Origin of the sequence: Sporosarcina sp. NCCP-2331, from assembly GCF_023707945.1 — a bacterium.
Taxonomy (GTDB): Bacteria; Bacillota; Bacilli; order Bacillales_A; family Planococcaceae; genus Sporosarcina; species Sporosarcina cascadiensis.
The window spans coordinates 21,915-39,902 of record NZ_BRCD01000014.1 but is presented as its reverse complement, the minus strand read 5'-3'; the positions used below and the strand labels follow the sequence as shown (position 1 = coordinate 39,902).

Here is a 17,988-nt window from a genome sequence, read left to right as displayed (position 1 = left end):
CTGCTAGAATGCGGTGGGCCTGGAATATAAACTATTTAGTAAGATAGAGGCAGGTGTTAGCAAGTGCGGAGAGTAACTACGCTTGGAATTATCGGCGCGGGACGTATTGGCAGATTGCATGCTGAAAATATCATCACAAATCCAAATATCAAACTAAAATCAATATCTGACATCTTTCTTGATAGTATGAAGGATTGGGCAGAGGAATTAGGAATCGAACAGATCGTCGCAGATTATAAAGACATAATTGAAGACGAGGAAATTGATGCGGTATTCGTTTGTTCGCCAACGAGCACACATGCTGGGATTATTAAGGAAGCCGCTTCAAAAGGAAAACATATTTTTTGCGAAAAGCCCATTAGTTTTTCAACAGAAGAGACCAAAGAGGTACTGGAAGCTGTTGAATCTGCAGGTGTTAAATTTCAAGTAGGTTTTAATCGGCGATTTGACCGGAACTTTTCCAGGATCCATTCAATTGTAAAAGAAGGCGGCATTGGCAGTCCGCAGATGATTAAGATTACATCAAGGGATCCGGCGCCGCCCCCCGCAGAATATATTTTGAAGTCAGGCGGGTTATTTTTTGACATGGCTATCCACGATTTTGACATGGCAAGATATCTTGCCTGCAGCGAAGTAGTGGAAGTCTTTGCCACAGGAGCTAATCTGGTTGAGCCGTATATAAAAGAAGCAGGCGATATTGATACGGCGATCATTACATTGAAATTCGAAAATGGTGCGCTTGGGGTGATTGATAATAGCAGAAAAGCTGTTTATGGCTATGATCAGCGAGTAGAGGTCTTTGGTTCGGAAGGAAATTTGACGTGTGATAATGATCGGAACTCAAGCGTGGAGTTGAGTACGGAAAATGGTTCATTAAAGGATCCTTTAAAACATTTTTTCCTGGAACGCTACGAAGAGGCTTATCATAAAGAAACCATTGCCTTTATTGATTCCATACAGAACGATCTGCCGTTAGTGTGTAGCGGATTTGATGGCTTGCAGGCAGAAATCATTGCAAAAGCTTCCAAGACTTCATATGAACAAGGACGACCGGTTAAAATCGGAACAATAGATTTGTAAGGTAAAGCGCTTAATCTAATTTGTAAGCTAGGAGGAATTACGATGACCATGACGATGAAAGATTTACAGGTAAAAGCGATACTGGCACGAAAAAATGTTATAGAAACCGTACATTTTGCAGGTGCAGGGCATGTCGGCGGACCTATGTCGGCTATAGATTTAATGACATACTTATATTTTGAAGAAATGAATATCGATCCAGAACAGCCGAAAGATCCGGATCGTGATCGTTTTGTTTTATCTAAAGGTCACTCTGCTATCGGTCTGTATGCAGTACTGGCACAGAGGGGATATTTACCCGAAGAAGAATTAAAAACTTTTGATTCTTTGAACTCACGTCTGCAGGCTCATCCTGACATGAAGACTCTGCCTGGACTGGATATGTCAACAGGCTCTCTTGGACAGGGTATTTCGGCAGCTGTTGGAATTGCCTTGGGCGGAAAGTTACAGGAGAAAACATTCAGAACTTACTGCATAGTAGGGGACGGAGAATCACAAGAAGGTCAAGTATGGGAAGCAGCAGATATTGCTTCCAAATATCAACTGGACAATCTGGTAGGAATACTCGATTACAATAAATTACAGCAATTCGGCTGGAATGGCGAAAGCGGTGCACGTGAGATTCCAGTGGAAAATCCGCATAAGCGCTGGGAAGCATTTGGCTGGCATGTAATCACAATTGACGGCCATAACTTCTCAGACATGGAAGCCGCATTTAATGAAGCAAAAGAAATTAAAGGGAAGCCTACTATGATCATTGCAAATACTGTAAAAGGTAAAGGGATCAGCTTCATGGAAAATGCATACCTCTGGCACTCGAGAATTCCGACAGATGACGAATTAGCAAATGCATTAGAAGAACTAGAGACGGAGGGATCATCTAATGAAAAGTCTATTATCAGATAAAAAAGAAACTATGAGAGATATATTTGGAGCGAAAATTTTGGAGCTATCACAGAAAGACAAAAGAGTCTACGCAGTGGATGGAGACTTGGCAAACAGTACAAAAATCGATATCGTGGCCCATGAGAATCCGAAGAAATTTTTACAGATGGGTATCGCCGAACAAAACATGTTAAGCGTATGTTCAGGCCTGGCAACTACAGGCCTGCAGCCGTGGGCAGTGACCTTTGCTGCTTTTCTCTCAAAACGGGCGATTGATCAAATACAGGTACAGATTGCACAGCCGAATTTGAATGTAAAAATGATTGGCGCATACAGCGGGTTACTAACAGGTCTGACTGGTAAAACACATCAGGCACTTGAAGACATAGCGATTTTCAGGACTTTGGCCAATATGACTGTGTTAGCACCGGCTGACAGCACAGAAGTCGAGAAAATGATGGAATTTGCAAATGAATATGACGGTCCAGTATATATACGTCTGGCCCGCGATCCATATCCCGTTATCTTTTCTGATGATTACCAGTTTAAAGTGGGCAAAGCGGTCAAACTGAAGGAAGGAAATGATGTAACGATCATTTCTACAGGGACAGAAACCAGCCGTGCAATTGAAGCTGCAGAATCACTTGAAAAAGAAGGGGTGTCTGTCGCCGTACTTCACATGCCGACGATTAAGCCGCTTGATAAAGAAGCAATTATCGATGCTGCGAAAAATACACACGCGATTGTCACTGCAGAAGAACATAGCATTTATGGCGGTTTGGGGAGTGCGGTTGCCGAAGTTCTCGTCGAAGAGATACCGGTACCAATGCAGCGGGTCGGAGTAAAAGATGTCAATGCCGAGTCGGCTCCCAATGAAGAACTTCTACAAAAGTACGAGATTGACAGCATTCATATCGAATCAGCAGTAAGGAAGGTCCTGAAAAAAAGTAAGCAAAGGAGACAGATCAGATGACTTCAATTCAAACATCAATTAATCAAGAAAAACTATTTATTAATGGAAAATGGATAGAAACTGACGAAAAAATGAGTGTATTGAATAAATACACTCAAGAAACCTTTGCAGAAGTCAGTGTGGCGGATGAAAGATTAGTCGATGAAGCGGTCCAGGCGGCTGAGAAGGCATTCAAAAAAACTCCATTTGAAGTGGAAAAGCGTGTCAGTATATTGACGAAAGCTGCGGAACTCCTGCTAGACCGCAAACAAGAATTAGCTGAGATCATTGCAAAAGAGGGAGGAAAACCGTTAAGCGATGCGTTGATTGAGGTGACTAGATCTGCAGCCACATTCCAAATGGCTGCAGATGAATCTAAAAAGCTTGTAGGTGAAATCATTCCCAATTATAATGCTGCCGGCAGGTTTTTGTATACGATCAAAAAGCCGGTTGGGGTGGTAGCTGCAATTACGCCATTTAACTTCCCGTTAAATTTAGTTGTTCATAAAGTGGCGCCGTCACTGGCGGCAGGAAATCCAATTATCATTAAGCCGGCATCCGAAACACCGAGCCTTGCAATCCGCTTATGTGAAATATTGGAGGAAGCCGGAGTGCCTGAAGGATACGTCCAGTGCGTAATTGGCGGTGGAAGAACTGTCGGGGAGCAACTACTGAATGACAGCAGGATTGCGCACTATACATTTACCGGCTCACCCGGCGTTGGAAAACACATCCAAAAAACGATTGGATTACGCAAATCCACACTAGAGCTGGGTTCCAACTCGGCGACGATTGTGCATGAAGATGCAGACGTCGAACAGGCTGCTGCTAAACTCGCAAAAATGTCATTTGCCCATGCCGGACAAATCTGTATTTCCGTTCAAAGGATCTTCCTTCACCAATCAATCAAAGAGCGATTTATGCAAGTTTTCCTGCCCGCTGTCGAATCATTAAAAGTAGGTAACCCAACACTTTCTGATACTGACGTAGGCCCGATGATTAATATAAAAGAAGCTGAGCGCGTGGAAGGATGGATTCAAGAAGCAGTTTCCGGAGGTGCTCAAATTCTTGCAGGAGGCACTCGTAAAGATAATTTATTTGAGCCGACGGTCCTGACGGAAGTAAAAAAAGGCATGAAGGTGCTAGATGAAGAATTGTTTGCTCCGGTTGTCTCGGTCACAGAATTCAGCATGATCGAAGAAGCAATCGAACAGGTAAACGACTCTAAATATGGACTTCAGGCCGGCATTTACACTTCCAACCTTCAATTATCTTATAAGCTTCCTCATTTGCTGGAGGTTGGCGGAGTGATCATCAATGACACTTGCTGTTACCGGACAGATCAGATGCCGTATGGCGGTGTGAAAGAGAGCGGAAATGGTAAAGAAGGACCTGCCTATGCAATTCAAGATTTAGTAGATACAGTGACAGTCGTTGTCAATCTGGATTGAAATGCTGCTTGATAATCGAAAAGGGTGAACTGTAATGGAAATTAAAAAAATAGCAGTAATTGCAGGAGATGGAATCGGCCCCGAAGTGGCAGAGGAAGGAATAAAAGTATTGAAGAAAGTTGCTGAAATGGATGGGACTTTTCAATTTCAATTTACTTACTTTCCTTGGGGCTGCGAGTACTATCTGGCCGAAGGAAAGATGATGGACGAAGATGGAATTGAGCAGCTTCAAGAGTTCGATGCAATTTACCTGGGAGCAGTCGGCTATCCGGGAGTGCCTGACCATGTTTCGCTTCGCGATCTGCTGATTACAATCCGAAGGAACTTTGACCAATATGTAAACCTGCGTCCGATTAGATTGCTAGATGGAGTCAAATCTGCAGTGGTCAATGGAACCAAGCAAAATATTGATATGCTTTTTATTCGTGAAAACAGTGAAGGTGAATATTCAGGAGCAGGTGAGTGGTTGTTTAAGGGGAAACCGGAAGAAGTGGTTCTTCAGACGGGCGTGTTTTCTCGTAAAGGAACAGAGCGTATCATTCGTTATGCATACGAAGCAGCGAAAAAGGAAAATAAAACACTGACAAGCGTAAGTAAAGCAAATGCCCTGAATTACTCGATGGTGTTTTGGGACGAAATATTCGAGGAAATTGGCAAAGAGTTCCCTGAAGTTACCACATACTCTTATCTCGTTGACGCTGCCTCCATGCTGATGATTACTGATCCCGGCCGGTTTGAAATAGTAGTGACCTCCAATCTTTTTGGAGATATCTTGACGGATATCGGGGCGGCGTTGGCAGGCGGAATGGGGCTAGCGGCAGGAGCCAACCTGAACCCTGAAAAAGAATTTCCATCCATGTTTGAGCCTGTCCATGGTTCTGCGCCTGATATCGCCCACAAAGGAATTGCGAATCCCCTTGCCGCTATTTGGTCGGTAAGTCAGATGATGGACTTTCTTGGCTATGAGCAGAGAGGAAGCGAAATATTACAGGCGATTGAAAAAACGCTTGCAGAAGGAAAAACGCTCACTCCCGACCTGGGTGGTCAGTCTAAAACAAATGAGGTAGGAGACCGTGTTATAGAAATGCTGGAGCTACAATAAAAAAGAAGGGTGAGATCAGGGGCTATGCCATTAGTTTCGATGAAAGACATGCTTAACAAGGCGAAAGAACACGGTTACGCAGTTGGACAGTTTAATATAAATAATATGGAATATATTCAAGCAATTTTAGAAGCGGCAGAGGAAGAAAATTCTCCTGTCATACTGGGTGTTTCAGAAGGTGCAGCACGCTATATGGATGGATTTCCAACAGTGATGGCTATGGTGAAAGCGTTTGTTGAAGCGAAAGGAATTACGGTTCCGGTAGCTGTCCATCTGGACCATGGTTCCAGTTTTGAGAAATGCGCAGAGGCCATACATGCAGGCTTTACATCGGTTATGATTGATGGCTCTCATCTGCCTTTAGAAGAAAATATTTCACTTACGAAGAAAGTCGTTGAGCTGGCGCATCTTCATGGTGTGTCTGTAGAAGCCGAGCTTGGAAGAATCGGCGGACAGGAAGATGACTTGATTGTGGATGAATCAGAAATGTTTTACGCCATCCCGGAGGAATGCTTGAAATTGGCAGATGAAACAAAGGTCGACTGTTTTGCACCGGCATTGGGCTCTGTCCATGGCCCCTATAAAGGAGAGCCTAATTTAGGATTTGATCAAATGGAAGAGATTGCCGGTTTACTGGACATACCGCTTGTGCTTCATGGCGGAACGGGAATTCCGTTACAGGATATTCAACGGGCCATTTCGCTTGGAACGGCAAAGATAAATGTCAATACAGAAAACCAATTGGTTCAGACAGAAAAAATACGAGAAATCCTTAAAACGAATACTGCGGTTTACGATCCCCGGAAATACCTGGGGCCAAGCCGGGAAGCAATCAGAGAAAGCGTAGTCGGTAAAATGCGCGAATTTGGCTCTTCGAAAAAATATGAATTTGTGACAAACTAAGTGTTTTAGCAAGGTATTCAGCTGATAAGGGAGGGATAAAGAGTTTTACTCACCAATAAACAATATATCACTCATGCAACTGTACGGAATCATATCAACTTTAACTTAATGGTTTTTTGTTTTTGGTTTTCACTCTATATATACTCTCCTCTATTCGGTGTATACTTGGAAAAAATCAATTTCTCTTATACTGCGATAGGCTTGATCTTAGGCAGTTACGGATTAACCCAAGTGTTGTTCAGGCTGCCACTCGGAATCTTGTCTGACAGATTAGTCAATTTCAGAAAGCATATGCTGATCGCAGGATTTATAAGCGCATTTCTCAGCGGTTTACTGTTAGTCTTTTTTGATTCGTTTTATATAGTATTACTGGCGCGATTAATGGCAGGCATTAACGCATCGATGTGGGTGATGGCAACCGTCCTGTATTCAGATTACTTTAATAAGGAGCAAGCCTCAAAAGGCATGGGCACTATGCAGTTTAATACAGTCATTACCCAGTTTTTCTGTGTAGCAATCAGCGGATATTTAATACATTTATTTGGCTGGAAATTCCCGTTTCTATTGGGCGCAGTCTTTTCGGTTTTCGGTATGTATTTTTGCTTGCGGATACAGGAAGTCAAAAGTGTTCAAGCAGAGACTGTGGGATTGCCGTTTTTCAGTTACTTCCAAAGGACCCATATGATTAGAGGATTAAAAGCCATCACTTTTTTATCGTTAATAGCGCATGCCCTGTTGTTCATTACGATCTTCGGTTTCAGTGTAATTCTCGCTGACACGTTCGGCATGACAGAGACTCAATATATCTGGTTAATGAGCGCTTTTTTCCTGCCTCATGCCTGCATATCGTTACTTCTGGTTTTCCTGAATCTGAAACCGAACACCACTTACGTTTTATTGTTCATTAGCTTCGCCGCTTCCGCATTATTTATTTTGCTGATTGCTAATTCTTCTTCTTTAACCGAGTTATTGCTGTATCACAGTGGACTGGGATTATCTCTGGGTTATGCTTTCCCTGTATTATTGAGTGAAGTCGTACGAATCAGTCCAGCTGAGTTAAAAATGTCAGCAATGGGTTATTACCAATCATTTTACGCTATAGGCATCTTTGTGGGGCCTTTATTAGCCGGATATGCGGCAGAAGCAATCGGATTAGCCAATATGTTCCGTGTAACTGCACTTATTACACTCTTATCGGCTTTTGTATTAATAAACAGAGGAAGGGACCAAAGAGCTTCTTCAGCCGATGGAAATGTATAATCCGCTGCCGAAGGAACCTATCTTCCAGGCATGTCAATCACTTGAATATAACAATTAAGCCGTCCTAGGAAAAACTCCCAGGACGGCTTAATCCTATACTTTAAACCGCTCCACCGCCATACTGAGATCTTCACTCAGCCGGGTCAGTGTTTCTGCTGCTTCCGCGACTGTGCCGATGGCGTGCAGCTGCTCGTCGGACGAAGCGTTTACCTGTTCGCAGGCTGCTGCAGATTCTTCTGTCGTGGCCAGTAAGTTCTGGATCTCGTCGGCGACATCATTTTTGTAAACATCCATTTCACGCAGATCATCGCTCACAATTTTGATGCGCGACTGCATATCACCAATGAATCCTGAAATCTTCTCGAAGACGCCTTCCGTATCCTGAACCACGCCGCTTTGACGCTCGAATGTATCGCGGGTTCCTGCCATTTGCTGAATGACATGCTGCGTGTCTTCCTGCAATTCGTGTACGGTTGAGCGCACTTGTTCAGCCGAGCGGGCAGACTGTTCAGCCAGCTGGCGCACTTCATCCGCCACTACTGCAAAGCCTTTTCCGTGTTCACCGGCTCTCGCTGCTTCAATGCTCGCGTTCAATGCCAATAAATTCGTCTGGGAAGAAATATTCGTAATGGCATCGATTACTGAACTGATCGCCTTCACCTTATCTTCCAGCGTGCCGATCATCCCGCTCATTTGTTGCAGATCCCGATTCCAGTCATTGAATGAATGTTTCAGAATTCCCATTTGCGTGCGTCCGTCAGCGTTGACGGACACTGCTTCATTTGCCAGTTTGTCCATTTCCTTGGCTGTATCATTAGCTTCCACAATTTGCTGGTTCAGCAGGTCAGCACGCGTCGAAGCATTTTCTGCGTTCTCTGCAGAATTCGAAGCTCCGCGGGTGATTTCCTGCAGGGCATGGGCAATTTCTTCGCTCGCCGCATTCGTTTCTTCGGAAACAGCGCTGAGATTTTGTGAACTGGCCAGAACATTCGATGCAGAATGCGTAACTGTCGTAATCAAACCATTCATTTGCTCAAGCATCTGATCGAATCCTTTGCCGAGTGCGCCGATTTCATCTGTTGATTGGATATTCGCACGGACTGTCAGATCGCCGTTTGAAACTTCCTGAATTTTCTCTTGCAGACGGAAAATCGGTTTCAGCATACGGCTGATGAAAATGAACATAGCTGCTGCCAAAATTATTAGCGTGACGGCTGCAGCAATAACCATGACATTTCGCAAGCCGGCTGCAAGTGCGTTCATATCGGAAACTTCATAGATGATTCCGAGTTTCCAGTCCAAATCAGGAATCGTTGTGTACATATCCACTTTTTCCGAGCCGTCGTTCGTGAATTTAAAGTGGTCCTTTTCTTTTTCATACATCTTTGCGACATAACTCTGGTCCATTAAATTTTCTCCACCGGACGTCGGGTGGGCAATCACATTTCCTTCCGTATCCAGCAGGAATGCATAGCCGTTATACGGAATATCGCTTGCCGAAATTTCCTCGGTCATCGTAGCCAGCTGGATATCCAGTCCCACCACGCCGGCCAGTTTACCTTCATTCTGCACCGCTTTTGAAGCACTGATGACAAATTCACCTGTCGCCTCATCAATATACGGTTTGGTCCAATGCACTTCATTTGGCGCAGACACAGCATTCCCATACCATTCACGCGTTGTCGGATCAAAGCCTGTTAAATCCACATGCGGACGAATCGTCGTGTCTTTTGAAACAAAAGACATATAACCGCTTGAAATGTTCGGATATGTGGCCAGTACATTATCGAGTGCCGCGACCAATTCAGCCTGTCCTTCATCGGCGGTTGCCTGTTTGAAATCCTGAGATTCCGTCAGCAGCGCGATTCCTTTGCTGTATTGCTGCAGTTCCTTTTCAATGGAAAGGCGCATTTCATGCAGAATGGAATCAGATGATTCGATGATATTTTCTTCTGTCCTCTCTTTGACCAGCCAGCTGCTGATTCCTGTCATGGTCAGAATTCCAATGGCGGCGAGTAATATGACAAGTAATGTGAGTTTAGTCTTAATCGATTGAAACATGGGGGAATTATGCTCCTTTTCTCATAGATACTATCTATCTTACAATACTTTTGGAAGATGTGGACATGTAATTAGTGCGATATCAATTTTCTTACTAATTTAAATAGTTTATCTTATTTTGTCGAAATTGAATAGACAGAAGAAATTCATTTCACAGACTCAACATCGTCAATTTTATTCCGATACTATAAGTAACAATGCAGATATAAAGACGGGGGGTTCCATCATGGTGAGCCGAATAGGCAGTGGTTCCGCGCCGCATCCAGTACAGACATCCTTTGAAAATGCGCCCATTGAAAATGAAAGACCAATTGCAGAAGTGCAGGCAATCAAAGACCCGAGGCAGCAGCAATCGCCTGAGGAAAGAAAAGAACTGACGAAAAGTGAAGCGAAACAGCTGACAGACGGGATGAACAAGTTCCTCGAAAGTGTCAACACGCAGCTGCGATTTACATTTCATGATAAGCTGAATGAATACTATGTAGCGATCGTAGATTCAGAGACAAATGAAGTGGTACGAGAAATTCCGCCAAAGAAACTGATGGACATGTACGCTTCCATGAAAGAATTCGTAGGACTGTTAATCGATCGTAAAATTTAAGGAAAAGGTGTGAAGCCCAATGAGAATTGGTGGACTAGCATCCGGTATGGATACAGATCAAATTATCAAAGACATGATGAAAGCGCACCGGATCCCGCTTGATAAAATTACGCAGAAGAAAGCATACACAACATGGCAGATGGAAGACTACCGCAGCATCAACCGCGATCTCCGCAAAACGAGTGATAAGCTGTTTGATACGGTAATTAAGCAGAGTACGTACTTGCAGAAGAATGTTAACGTTTCGGATGATAAGGCGGTTAGTATTAAGTCTTTGAATGCTTCGAATGACTTTTCGGGGACTTTAAAGGTTGAGCAGTTGGCTACGCAAGCCACGTTGCAGAGTGGTAAGCTAACAAAAACTGTTGACGACAAGCAGGTTAACCTCTCAGAGAGTGAGATTGCAACTATGCAATTAAAAAGTTTTGACAGTTCTATAAGTGATACGTCAGAAATCAAAATATCTGTGGGTGGTAAATCACAGAATATCAAGGTTTCTTCTAGTGATTCGATAGGTGCTGTTATTGCCCAAATTAATAAAGAAACTGGCGTAAATGCATTTTACGATGAATATACTGGCAGGATTGCATTAACTGCAAAGAATAGTGGAGACACAGAAATTAAGATAGAAAATATTGCAGGTGGTAATCTTGGTGATAAACTAAAATTAACTGATGTGTTTGTACCTGACGATGCTTTAAATCCATCAAATAAACCTACTAATGATCAAGCTCTCTCTGCTAAAGGAGAAAATGCTATATTCGTATTTAATGGTCTTGAAACTCAGCGCGAATCAAACACGTTCCAAATAAACGGTTTCGAAGTAACGCTAAAACAAGTAACCGATTCACCTGTCACATTTAGTTCTTCCGCTGACTCTGATAAAATCGTCGACTCAGTAGTCCAGTTCGTAAACGACTACAATGAAATGATCGAAAAACTTAACAGTAAAATCAAAGAGAAAAACTTCCGTGACTTCCATCCGCTTTCAGATGAGCAGAAAGCAGACATGAAAGAAAAAGAAATCGAGCTGTGGGAAGAAAAAGCAAAAAGTGGTACGCTGCGAAACGATCCTGCGATTTCCAGTATGCTGACAAACCTTCGAGGGATTATGACGAAAAGTGTAATCACTACTGATGCTAATGGTGAATCCATGAAAATCAGCCTGAAAGATCTCGGCATCGAACCATCCAAAAGCTATTCAGATAACGGTAAACTTGTTATCAATGAAGATACACTTCGTTCAAAAATCGCGGAAAATCCAAATGCAGTCTATGACTTAATCGGCCGCGATGCTAAAGACGAAAAAGGTGTAAATGGAACGGCGGGTACAAACTCCGGTATCGCACAGGACTTCCGTAAAGAGCTTGCGGCAGCACAGAAATCCATCTCAGAAAAAGCTGGTAATTCTACAGCAGTCAACGACACTTTCGCATTGGGACGTTCACTCAAAAGCATGGACAAACAAATCGACCGCTTTGAAAATAAGTTGCAGATGATGGAAACGCGCTACTATAAACAGTTCGCTGCGATGGAACGGGCGATACAGCGTGCAAACGCACAGTCTGCACAATTGATGCAATCACTCGGCGGCGGCATGTAAATAACTTTGTATGAAAAAGGAGATTGACATAAAATGGCTACAAACAATCCTTATGCAGCATATCAAAACAACACGGTGACGACTTCTACGCCTGGTGAATTGACTTTGATGCTTTACAACGGATGCCTCAAGTTCATTCAGCAGGGGAAGATGGCGCTGGAAGAAGGCAAGCTTGAAGATAAAAATGTGGCGATCCAAAAAGCACAGGCGATTGTGACGGAATTGATGTTGACGCTGGATACTTCTTATCCGGTTGCCAAGAATATGTTGGTGCTGTATGAGTTTGTCAACAGCCGGTTGATCGATGGCAACATCCAGAATGATCCTGCGCTGTTTGATGAAGCTTCAGGAATCATTAAGGAATTCCGTGATACATGGAAGCAGGTTATCCAGGTGAACCGCTCGAAACAATACGCCAACGTGAGTGAAATATGATCCGTGCTGCCATGGCCATGTGGCGTGACCGTTCTCATCAATTGATCGGGCTGACGAAACAGGTGGATGAAGAAGAGCGCGAAAAGGTGATTGAACAAATCGAGCAATTGCTGGATGACCGGGATAAATTGCAGGCTCATATTGTTCAGCCGTTCACAGCGGAAGAAGAAGAGGCAGGCAGGGAACTTGTTCAGCTTGAAAAAGAAGTACAGGCGAATCTTGCCCGTTTTATGAAAGACATTCGTGTGAATATCGTGGAAGCGCAAGCGAAAAAAGAGAATATGGGCAGCTACGTGAATCCTTATGGAAATATTAACCCGGACGGTGCCTATTACGATACAAAGCAATAATGACCGGAAGAGAGCGCATCTCTTTCGGTTTTTTTACATAAAATTTTAATTGGAAGGGAGAATAGCTTATGCGCTATAACCGGCATGACTATTTCCGGTATGAGTTCGAGCCACGTCTTCCCGCGAAGTTTCGAATTCAGCTGGAAGGAGAAGGAAACAGATTATCTAATGAAGGGGAATGCGAGCTGCTGGATATCAGTACAGGCGGTGTTAAATTTTTCACGTTCCTTGATTTGCCGCTGCAGTCGAATAAAATTGAACTGCAACTGGAGTTCACTCTTCATCAGCATCCATTTGAGCTCGCGGGTGTGGTGGTATGGAAACAAGAAGCGGAGCACGGTTTCCAGTACGGCTTTGATTTCGGTGAAGAACAGCAGGCGGATGCGCTGATTATTGAAGAGTTGAAGCTCCGTAAACGTGCTGAGATCCAAAACGGGAAAAAACCTGAGTGATTTTCATTCAGCCAGACAAAGATTCTTGGTCTTTCAGCAAATTTCTCGAGTTTGTAAAAGGGTTTTAAGGGTACTATGAAGAAGTATAGTAGTGAAGGTTCAATTAAAGGAGGAGTTCATATGTTAGACTTTAATATCCGCGGTGAAAACGTCGAGGTAACTCCGACGATCAGAGAGTACGTTGAAAAGAAAGTAGGAAAACTGGAGCGTTATTTCTCAGAAGAAGTGAATGCGACAGCTCACGTAAATTTGAAAGTTTACAATGATAAGCAAACTAAAGTGGAAGTAACGATTCCAATGAAGAATTTGACACTTCGCGCAGAGGAGCGTCATAACGATATGTATGCGGCGGTTGACTTGATCGTCGACAAGCTGGAGCGTCAAATCCGTAAATATAAAACACGTGTCAACCGAAAATCACGCGAACGCGAAGGCGTAGCGGCTTACTTCCAATCGGTTGAAGACAATAGCAATAGTGTGGAAGAAGCGAAAGATGAAGATTTCAACGTCGTCCGCACAAAGCAGTTCGACTTGAAGCCGATGGATCAAGAAGAAGCCATTCTTCAAATGAACATGCTCGGCCACAACTTCTTCATCTTCACTGACTCAGAATCAGACGGCACACACATCGTCTACAAGCGCAAAGACGGCAAATACGGCCTGATTGAAACAAACTAATTTACTCAAGCAAGTGATGAAAGCCATTTTGGTTTTCGTCACTTGTTTTTCTTTTTACATAACAGATTTATGTTAATTGATTAATTCAAAGAACAATGATTGGTAAACTCTACGTACAAAGGGATTGGAGAGGAAGGCGGCGACTCCTGCGGGAACAGCACGAGCCGAAGACCCTGGACTGAGCGGAGCGAAAGCCGTCACGAAGAACGGCTTTTGCGAATAAAAGCGCAGCGTTATGAGCACAGGCTGTATAATTTCTGTAAAATACACAGAAATTATACAAAGCGAACTCTCCGCTGTTCGCTTGGCTGAGGCCGTGCCCGCGGAAAGCGTCCGCCTGCAGCGCAAATCCCATTTTAAACAGTAAACTTTATAGCAGACCATTTGCACCAGCCTATTGACAATGTTAAAATGGAGTGTGACTCAAAAATTACTGATACTTGCTGAAAAAGCCCCAACAACTCGCAGGAAACTGCTGCTTGATTGATGAAGTTAATGAGGATGTGACATAAATGCTTGGCGTATTGAATAAAATGTTTGATCCGAACAAACGGGACCTGAAACGTCTCGAAAAAATAGCAGACCAGGTCGAAGCATTGGCGAACAACATGGAACAGCTGTCAGATGAACAACTTGCTTCAAAAACTGACGAGCTCAAAGCACGTTACCAAGAAGGCGAAACGATCGAGGACCTGCAAACCGAAGCATTTGCGGTCGTTCGAGAAGCCGCTAAACGCGTACTCGGTCTATATCCTTTCCGCGTACAGATCATGGGTGCAGCTGCACTGAATGAAGGCAATATCGCAGAGATGAAAACCGGTGAAGGTAAAACACTGACTTCCACACTTGCCGTTTATTTGAATGCACTGACTGGCAAAGGCGTCCACGTCGTAACAGTCAACGAATACCTGGCGAGCCGTGACGCTGAAGAAATGGGCCGTCTCTATGAATTCCTTGGCATGCGTGTCGGGCTGAACCTGAACAGCATGGGTAAAGACGAAAAGCGGGAAGCGTATGAGTGTGACGTGACGTACAGCACAAACAACGAACTGGGCTTCGACTATCTGCGTGACAATATGGTTCTTTACAATGAACACAAAGTACAGAAGCCGCTTCATTTCGCCGTTATCGATGAAGTGGACAGCATTTTAGTCGACGAAGCGCGGACACCGCTGATTATTTCCGGTCAGGCTGCGAAATCGCAGGAACTGTACCGTCTGGCGAACCGCTTCATCATTACATTGAAAAAAGAAGAAGACTATTCATTCGATGAGTCAACGAAAGGCGTTGTGTTGACGGAGTCGGGGATTGAAGCGGCGGAGAAGGCGTTCAGCATCGACAACTTGTTCGATCTGCAGCACGTCTCACTCAACCACGCGATCAATCAGTCATTGAAAGCACATGTCAGCATGCATAATGACGTAGATTACGTCGTCGAAGAAGGCGAAGTCGTCATCGTCGACTCCTTCACGGGACGTCTGATGAAAGGCCGCCGCTACAGTGACGGTCTGCACCAGGCGATTGAGGCGAAGGAAGGTCTTGAAGTACAGAATGAGTCGATGACGCTCGCGACGATTACATTCCAGAACTATTTCCGGATGTATGAAAAACTGGCCGGCATGACCGGTACAGCGAAGACGGAAGAAGAAGAATTCCGTAATATTTACAATATGAACGTTATCGCGATTCCGACGAATAAACCGATTGCGCGCGACGACCGTCCAGACTTGATCTATGCATCGATGGACGGGAAATATAAAGCAGTTGCGGAAGACATTAAAGAACGTCATGAAAAAGGCCAGCCGGTATTGGTCGGTACGGTCGCTATTGAGACATCTGAAATTATTTCAGCATTCTTGAAGAAATACGGCATTCCGCATAATGTACTGAACGCGAAAAACCATGAACACGAAGCGGAGATCATTTTGGATGCCGGTAAAAAAGGCGCCGTGACAATTGCGACGAATATGGCCGGACGCGGTACCGACATTAAACTCGGCGACCATATTCAGGAAGTCGGCGGACTTGCGGTTATCGGTACCGAGCGTCATGAGTCCAGACGTATCGATAATCAGCTCCGCGGTCGTTCCGGACGTCAGGGAGACCCGGGTGTCACACAGTTTTACCTTTCATTGGAAGATGAATTGATGCGCCGTTTCGGTTCCGAACAAATGAAATCGATGATGACAAAGCTTGGTATGGACGATACGACGCCAATCCAGTCAAAAATGGTGTCACGTTCTGTAGAATCTGCGCAAAAACGTGTGGAAGGCAATAACTTTGATTCGCGGAAGCGTCTATTACAGTATGATGACGTGCTCCGCCAGCAGCGTGAAGTCATCTATAAAGAACGTAACGAAGTATTGAGTTCCGATAATATCCGTCCTATATTGGAAGGCATGCTCGAATCGGCCATCGAACGCGTGGTAGCGCTCCATACCGATGAGAAGCAAGTGTTTGCAAAAGGATTGAAAGACTATCTCGAAGCAAACTTACTGCCGGAAGATTCAGTGACAGTTGAGGAGCTTGAAAATAAATCTCCTGAAGAACTGCAATCATTCATTCACGGATTGGTCATTGACCGCTATAATGAAAAAGAGCAGGAAATGTCCGAAGAACGTATGCGTGAGTTTGAAAAAGTTGTCCTGCTGCGAGCGATCGATACGAAATGGATGGATCACATCGACGCGATGGATCAGCTGCGCAACGGAATTCACCTGCGCGCATACGGACAGAACGATCCGCTCCGTGAGTACCAGGCAGAAGGATTTGCGATGTTCGAAGACATGCTCATGGCTATCGAAAACGATGCGACCAAGTACGTCATGAAAGCAGAAATCCGCAATAACTTGGAACGCGAAGAAGTAGCAAAAGGCCAGGCCAACAACCCGAAAGAAGGCAGCGAACCTGCAGCCAAAAAACCAATTCGCCGCACAGTCAACATCGGCCGCAACGACCCATGCCCGTGCGGCAGCGGCAAGAAGTACAAAAATTGCCACGGCAAAGCGTAAGAGAAACAACAACCCAGGAGGAAACAATTATGATGGAATTATCCGATGTTCGGAACGAGCTCGACAAAACAGCTAAGAAATTAGCGGACTTTAGGGGGTCTCTTTGACTTAGAAAACAAAGAGGCACGAATGCAGGAACTCGATGAAATGATGCTCGAGCCAGGCTTCTGGGACGACCAGGACGGCGCGCAGAAAGTCATCTCCGAATCCAATGGACTTAAAGACATCGTCGGCGAATACAACGAATTGAACGAAGAACAAGAAAATCTCGAAATGACACACGAACTGCTGAAAGAAGAAGCAGACGAAGAACTTCAGGACGAACTTGTTTCCGAATTAAAAGAGTTCAAAGGACGAATGGATAAATTCGATCTGCAAATGCTGTTAAGCGATGAATTCGATAAAAACAATGCCATACTTGAACTGCATTCAGGCGCAGGCGGAACCGAGTCTCAGGACTGGGCATCGATGCTGCTCCGTATGTACACACGCTGGGCCGAACACCATGGCTTCAAAGTCGAGACGCTTGATTATCAGGCGGGTGACGAGGCGGGTATAAAATCCGTAACATTGAGCATCAAAGGGCATAATGCATACGGTTATTTGAAGGCGGAAAAGGGCGTTCACCGTCTGGTCCGCATTTCACCGTTCGACTCTTCCGGAAGACGCCATACGTCGTTTTCATCCATTGAAGTCATGCCTGAATTCGACGGCGACATCGATTTGGATCTGAAGACAGAAGACATCAAGATCGACACGTACCGCTCAAGCGGCGCCGGCGGACAGCACGTCAACACGACAGACTCAGCCGTACGGATGACGCACATCCCGACAGGCGCAGTCGTCACCTGTCAGACAGAACGTTCACAGATCAAAAACCGTGAGCGCGCGATGAATTTATTGAAGGCGAAAATTTACCAGATCCGAGTAGAGGAAGAAGAAGCACGCCTTGCGGAAATCCGCGGCGAGCAAAAAGAAATCGGCTGGGGCAGCCAGATCCGCTCCTACGTTTTCCATCCGTACTCCATGGTAAAGGATCACCGTACCAATGAAGAAACAGGCAATGTCAGCTCCGTAATGGACGGCGAACTGGACCCATTCATCAATGCGTACTTGCGTTCAAGAATATCCTAATCAAAAAAAGTGCAGAAATGCACTTTTTTT

At 44.5% G+C, this 17,988-nt stretch carries 16 protein-coding genes; 15 read left to right on the top strand and 1 reads right to left on the bottom strand.

The window, feature by feature from the left end; all coding sequences use genetic code 11:
- Positions 1-63 precede the first annotated feature (63 nt).
- The 7 genes from iolG to NCCP2331_RS09850 all read left to right on the top strand — a co-directional run bounded on the left by iolG (position 64) and on the right by NCCP2331_RS09850 (position 7,633).
- Positions 64-1,080: an inositol 2-dehydrogenase gene (iolG, locus tag NCCP2331_RS09880; protein ID WP_251670354.1), complete on the top strand. Its 1,017-nt coding sequence runs from the start codon at positions 64-66 to the stop codon at positions 1,078-1,080.
- A 42-nt stretch (positions 1,081-1,122) separates the two neighbouring features.
- Positions 1,123-1,986 carry a transketolase gene (locus NCCP2331_RS09875; RefSeq protein ID WP_309296367.1) on the top strand — a complete coding sequence of 288 codons (864 nt, stop codon included), beginning with the start codon at positions 1,123-1,125 and terminating at the stop codon, positions 1,984-1,986.
- Positions 1,964-2,938, top strand: coding sequence for a transketolase family protein (locus NCCP2331_RS09870; RefSeq protein WP_251670352.1), 975 nt, complete (start codon positions 1,964-1,966; stop codon positions 2,936-2,938). Before NCCP2331_RS09875 ends, NCCP2331_RS09870 begins: the two co-directional genes overlap by 23 nt.
- Positions 2,935-4,368 (top strand): aldehyde dehydrogenase family protein, encoded by a 1,434-nt coding sequence (locus NCCP2331_RS09865; RefSeq protein WP_251670350.1) that lies wholly within the window; start codon positions 2,935-2,937, stop codon positions 4,366-4,368. The genes NCCP2331_RS09870 and NCCP2331_RS09865 overlap by 4 nt, the downstream gene beginning before the upstream one ends.
- Before the next feature lie 34 nt (positions 4,369-4,402).
- The gene (locus tag NCCP2331_RS09860) at positions 4,403-5,470 is read left to right on the top strand and encodes a tartrate dehydrogenase (protein WP_251670348.1); all 1,068 of its coding nucleotides are present in this window, start codon (positions 4,403-4,405) and stop codon (positions 5,468-5,470) included.
- Positions 5,471-5,494: 24 nt separating this feature from the next.
- Positions 5,495-6,373, top strand: coding sequence for a class II fructose-1,6-bisphosphate aldolase (fba, locus tag NCCP2331_RS09855; protein ID WP_251670346.1), 879 nt, complete (start codon positions 5,495-5,497; stop codon positions 6,371-6,373).
- A 108-nt stretch (positions 6,374-6,481) separates the two neighbouring features.
- Complete coding sequence (locus NCCP2331_RS09850; protein WP_264879246.1) at positions 6,482-7,633, top strand: MFS transporter; 1,152 nt, start codon at positions 6,482-6,484, stop codon at positions 7,631-7,633.
- A 93-nt stretch (positions 7,634-7,726) separates the two neighbouring features.
- Here NCCP2331_RS09850 and NCCP2331_RS09845 read toward each other — a convergent pair whose 3' ends face one another.
- Positions 7,727-9,694, bottom strand: a complete 1,968-nt coding sequence (locus tag NCCP2331_RS09845; protein ID WP_251670342.1) for a methyl-accepting chemotaxis protein — start codon at positions 9,692-9,694, stop codon at positions 7,727-7,729.
- A 226-nt stretch (positions 9,695-9,920) separates the two neighbouring features.
- Here NCCP2331_RS09845 and flaG point away from each other — a divergent pair, with 226 nt between their 5' ends.
- The 8 genes from flaG to prfB all read left to right on the top strand — a co-directional run bounded on the left by flaG (position 9,921) and on the right by prfB (position 17,958).
- The gene (gene flaG, locus NCCP2331_RS09840; RefSeq protein ID WP_251670340.1) at positions 9,921-10,295 is read left to right on the top strand and encodes a flagellar protein FlaG; all 375 of its coding nucleotides are present in this window, start codon (positions 9,921-9,923) and stop codon (positions 10,293-10,295) included.
- A gap of 19 nt (positions 10,296-10,314) precedes the next feature.
- On the top strand, positions 10,315-11,898 hold the full coding sequence (locus NCCP2331_RS09835) for a flagellar hook-associated protein 2 (protein ID WP_251670338.1): 1,584 nt from the start codon (positions 10,315-10,317) through the stop codon (positions 11,896-11,898).
- A 33-nt stretch (positions 11,899-11,931) separates the two neighbouring features.
- A complete protein-coding gene (gene fliS, locus NCCP2331_RS09830) occupies positions 11,932-12,333 on the top strand; it encodes a flagellar export chaperone FliS (RefSeq protein WP_251670336.1) in 402 nt (133 codons plus the stop codon).
- Positions 12,330-12,683, top strand: a complete 354-nt coding sequence (gene fliT, locus NCCP2331_RS09825; protein WP_251670333.1) for a flagellar protein FliT — start codon at positions 12,330-12,332, stop codon at positions 12,681-12,683. The genes fliS and fliT overlap by 4 nt, the downstream gene beginning before the upstream one ends.
- Positions 12,684-12,751: 68 nt before the next feature.
- Positions 12,752-13,135, top strand: a complete 384-nt coding sequence (locus tag NCCP2331_RS09820) for a PilZ domain-containing protein (protein WP_251670331.1) — start codon at positions 12,752-12,754, stop codon at positions 13,133-13,135.
- 120 nt (positions 13,136-13,255) lie between these two features.
- Entirely contained in the window at positions 13,256-13,813 is a 558-nt protein-coding gene (hpf, locus tag NCCP2331_RS09815) for a ribosome hibernation-promoting factor, HPF/YfiA family (protein WP_251670329.1), read from the top strand.
- Between the two features lie 512 nt (positions 13,814-14,325).
- Positions 14,326-16,824 carry a preprotein translocase subunit SecA gene (gene secA / locus NCCP2331_RS09810; RefSeq protein WP_251670327.1) on the top strand — a complete coding sequence of 833 codons (2,499 nt, stop codon included), beginning with the start codon at positions 14,326-14,328 and terminating at the stop codon, positions 16,822-16,824.
- A 32-nt stretch (positions 16,825-16,856) separates the two neighbouring features.
- A protein-coding gene (gene prfB, locus NCCP2331_RS09805) for a peptide chain release factor 2 (protein WP_251670435.1) occupies positions 16,857-17,958 on the top strand; the annotation gives its coding sequence in 2 pieces (ribosomal slippage) (positions 16,857-16,928 and positions 16,930-17,958; 1,101 coding nt in all).
- Positions 17,959-17,988 lie beyond the last annotated feature (30 nt).

Coding starts and splice junctions, on each gene's coding strand:
- NCCP2331_RS09870 (WP_251670352.1), top strand. CDS start 1,964: ATGAAAAGTCTATTATCAGATAAAAAAGAAACTATGAGAGATATATTT.
- NCCP2331_RS09820 (WP_251670331.1), top strand. CDS start 12,752: ATGCGCTATAACCGGCATGACTATTTCCGGTATGAGTTCGAGCCACGT.
- NCCP2331_RS09865 (WP_251670350.1), top strand. CDS start 2,935: ATGACTTCAATTCAAACATCAATTAATCAAGAAAAACTATTTATTAAT.
- fliS (WP_251670336.1), top strand. CDS start 11,932: ATGGCTACAAACAATCCTTATGCAGCATATCAAAACAACACGGTGACG.
- hpf (WP_251670329.1), top strand. CDS start 13,256: ATGTTAGACTTTAATATCCGCGGTGAAAACGTCGAGGTAACTCCGACG.
- secA (WP_251670327.1), top strand. CDS start 14,326: ATGCTTGGCGTATTGAATAAAATGTTTGATCCGAACAAACGGGACCTG.
- NCCP2331_RS09835 (WP_251670338.1), top strand. CDS start 10,315: ATGAGAATTGGTGGACTAGCATCCGGTATGGATACAGATCAAATTATC.
- NCCP2331_RS09860 (WP_251670348.1), top strand. CDS start 4,403: ATGGAAATTAAAAAAATAGCAGTAATTGCAGGAGATGGAATCGGCCCC.
- NCCP2331_RS09875 (WP_309296367.1), top strand. CDS start 1,123: ATGACCATGACGATGAAAGATTTACAGGTAAAAGCGATACTGGCACGA.
- flaG (WP_251670340.1), top strand. CDS start 9,921: ATGGTGAGCCGAATAGGCAGTGGTTCCGCGCCGCATCCAGTACAGACA.
- fba (WP_251670346.1), top strand. CDS start 5,495: ATGCCATTAGTTTCGATGAAAGACATGCTTAACAAGGCGAAAGAACAC.
- fliT (WP_251670333.1), top strand. CDS start 12,330: ATGATCCGTGCTGCCATGGCCATGTGGCGTGACCGTTCTCATCAATTG.
- NCCP2331_RS09850 (WP_264879246.1), top strand. CDS start 6,482: ATGGTTTTTTGTTTTTGGTTTTCACTCTATATATACTCTCCTCTATTC.
- NCCP2331_RS09845 (WP_251670342.1), bottom strand. CDS start 9,694: ATGTTTCAATCGATTAAGACTAAACTCACATTACTTGTCATATTACTC.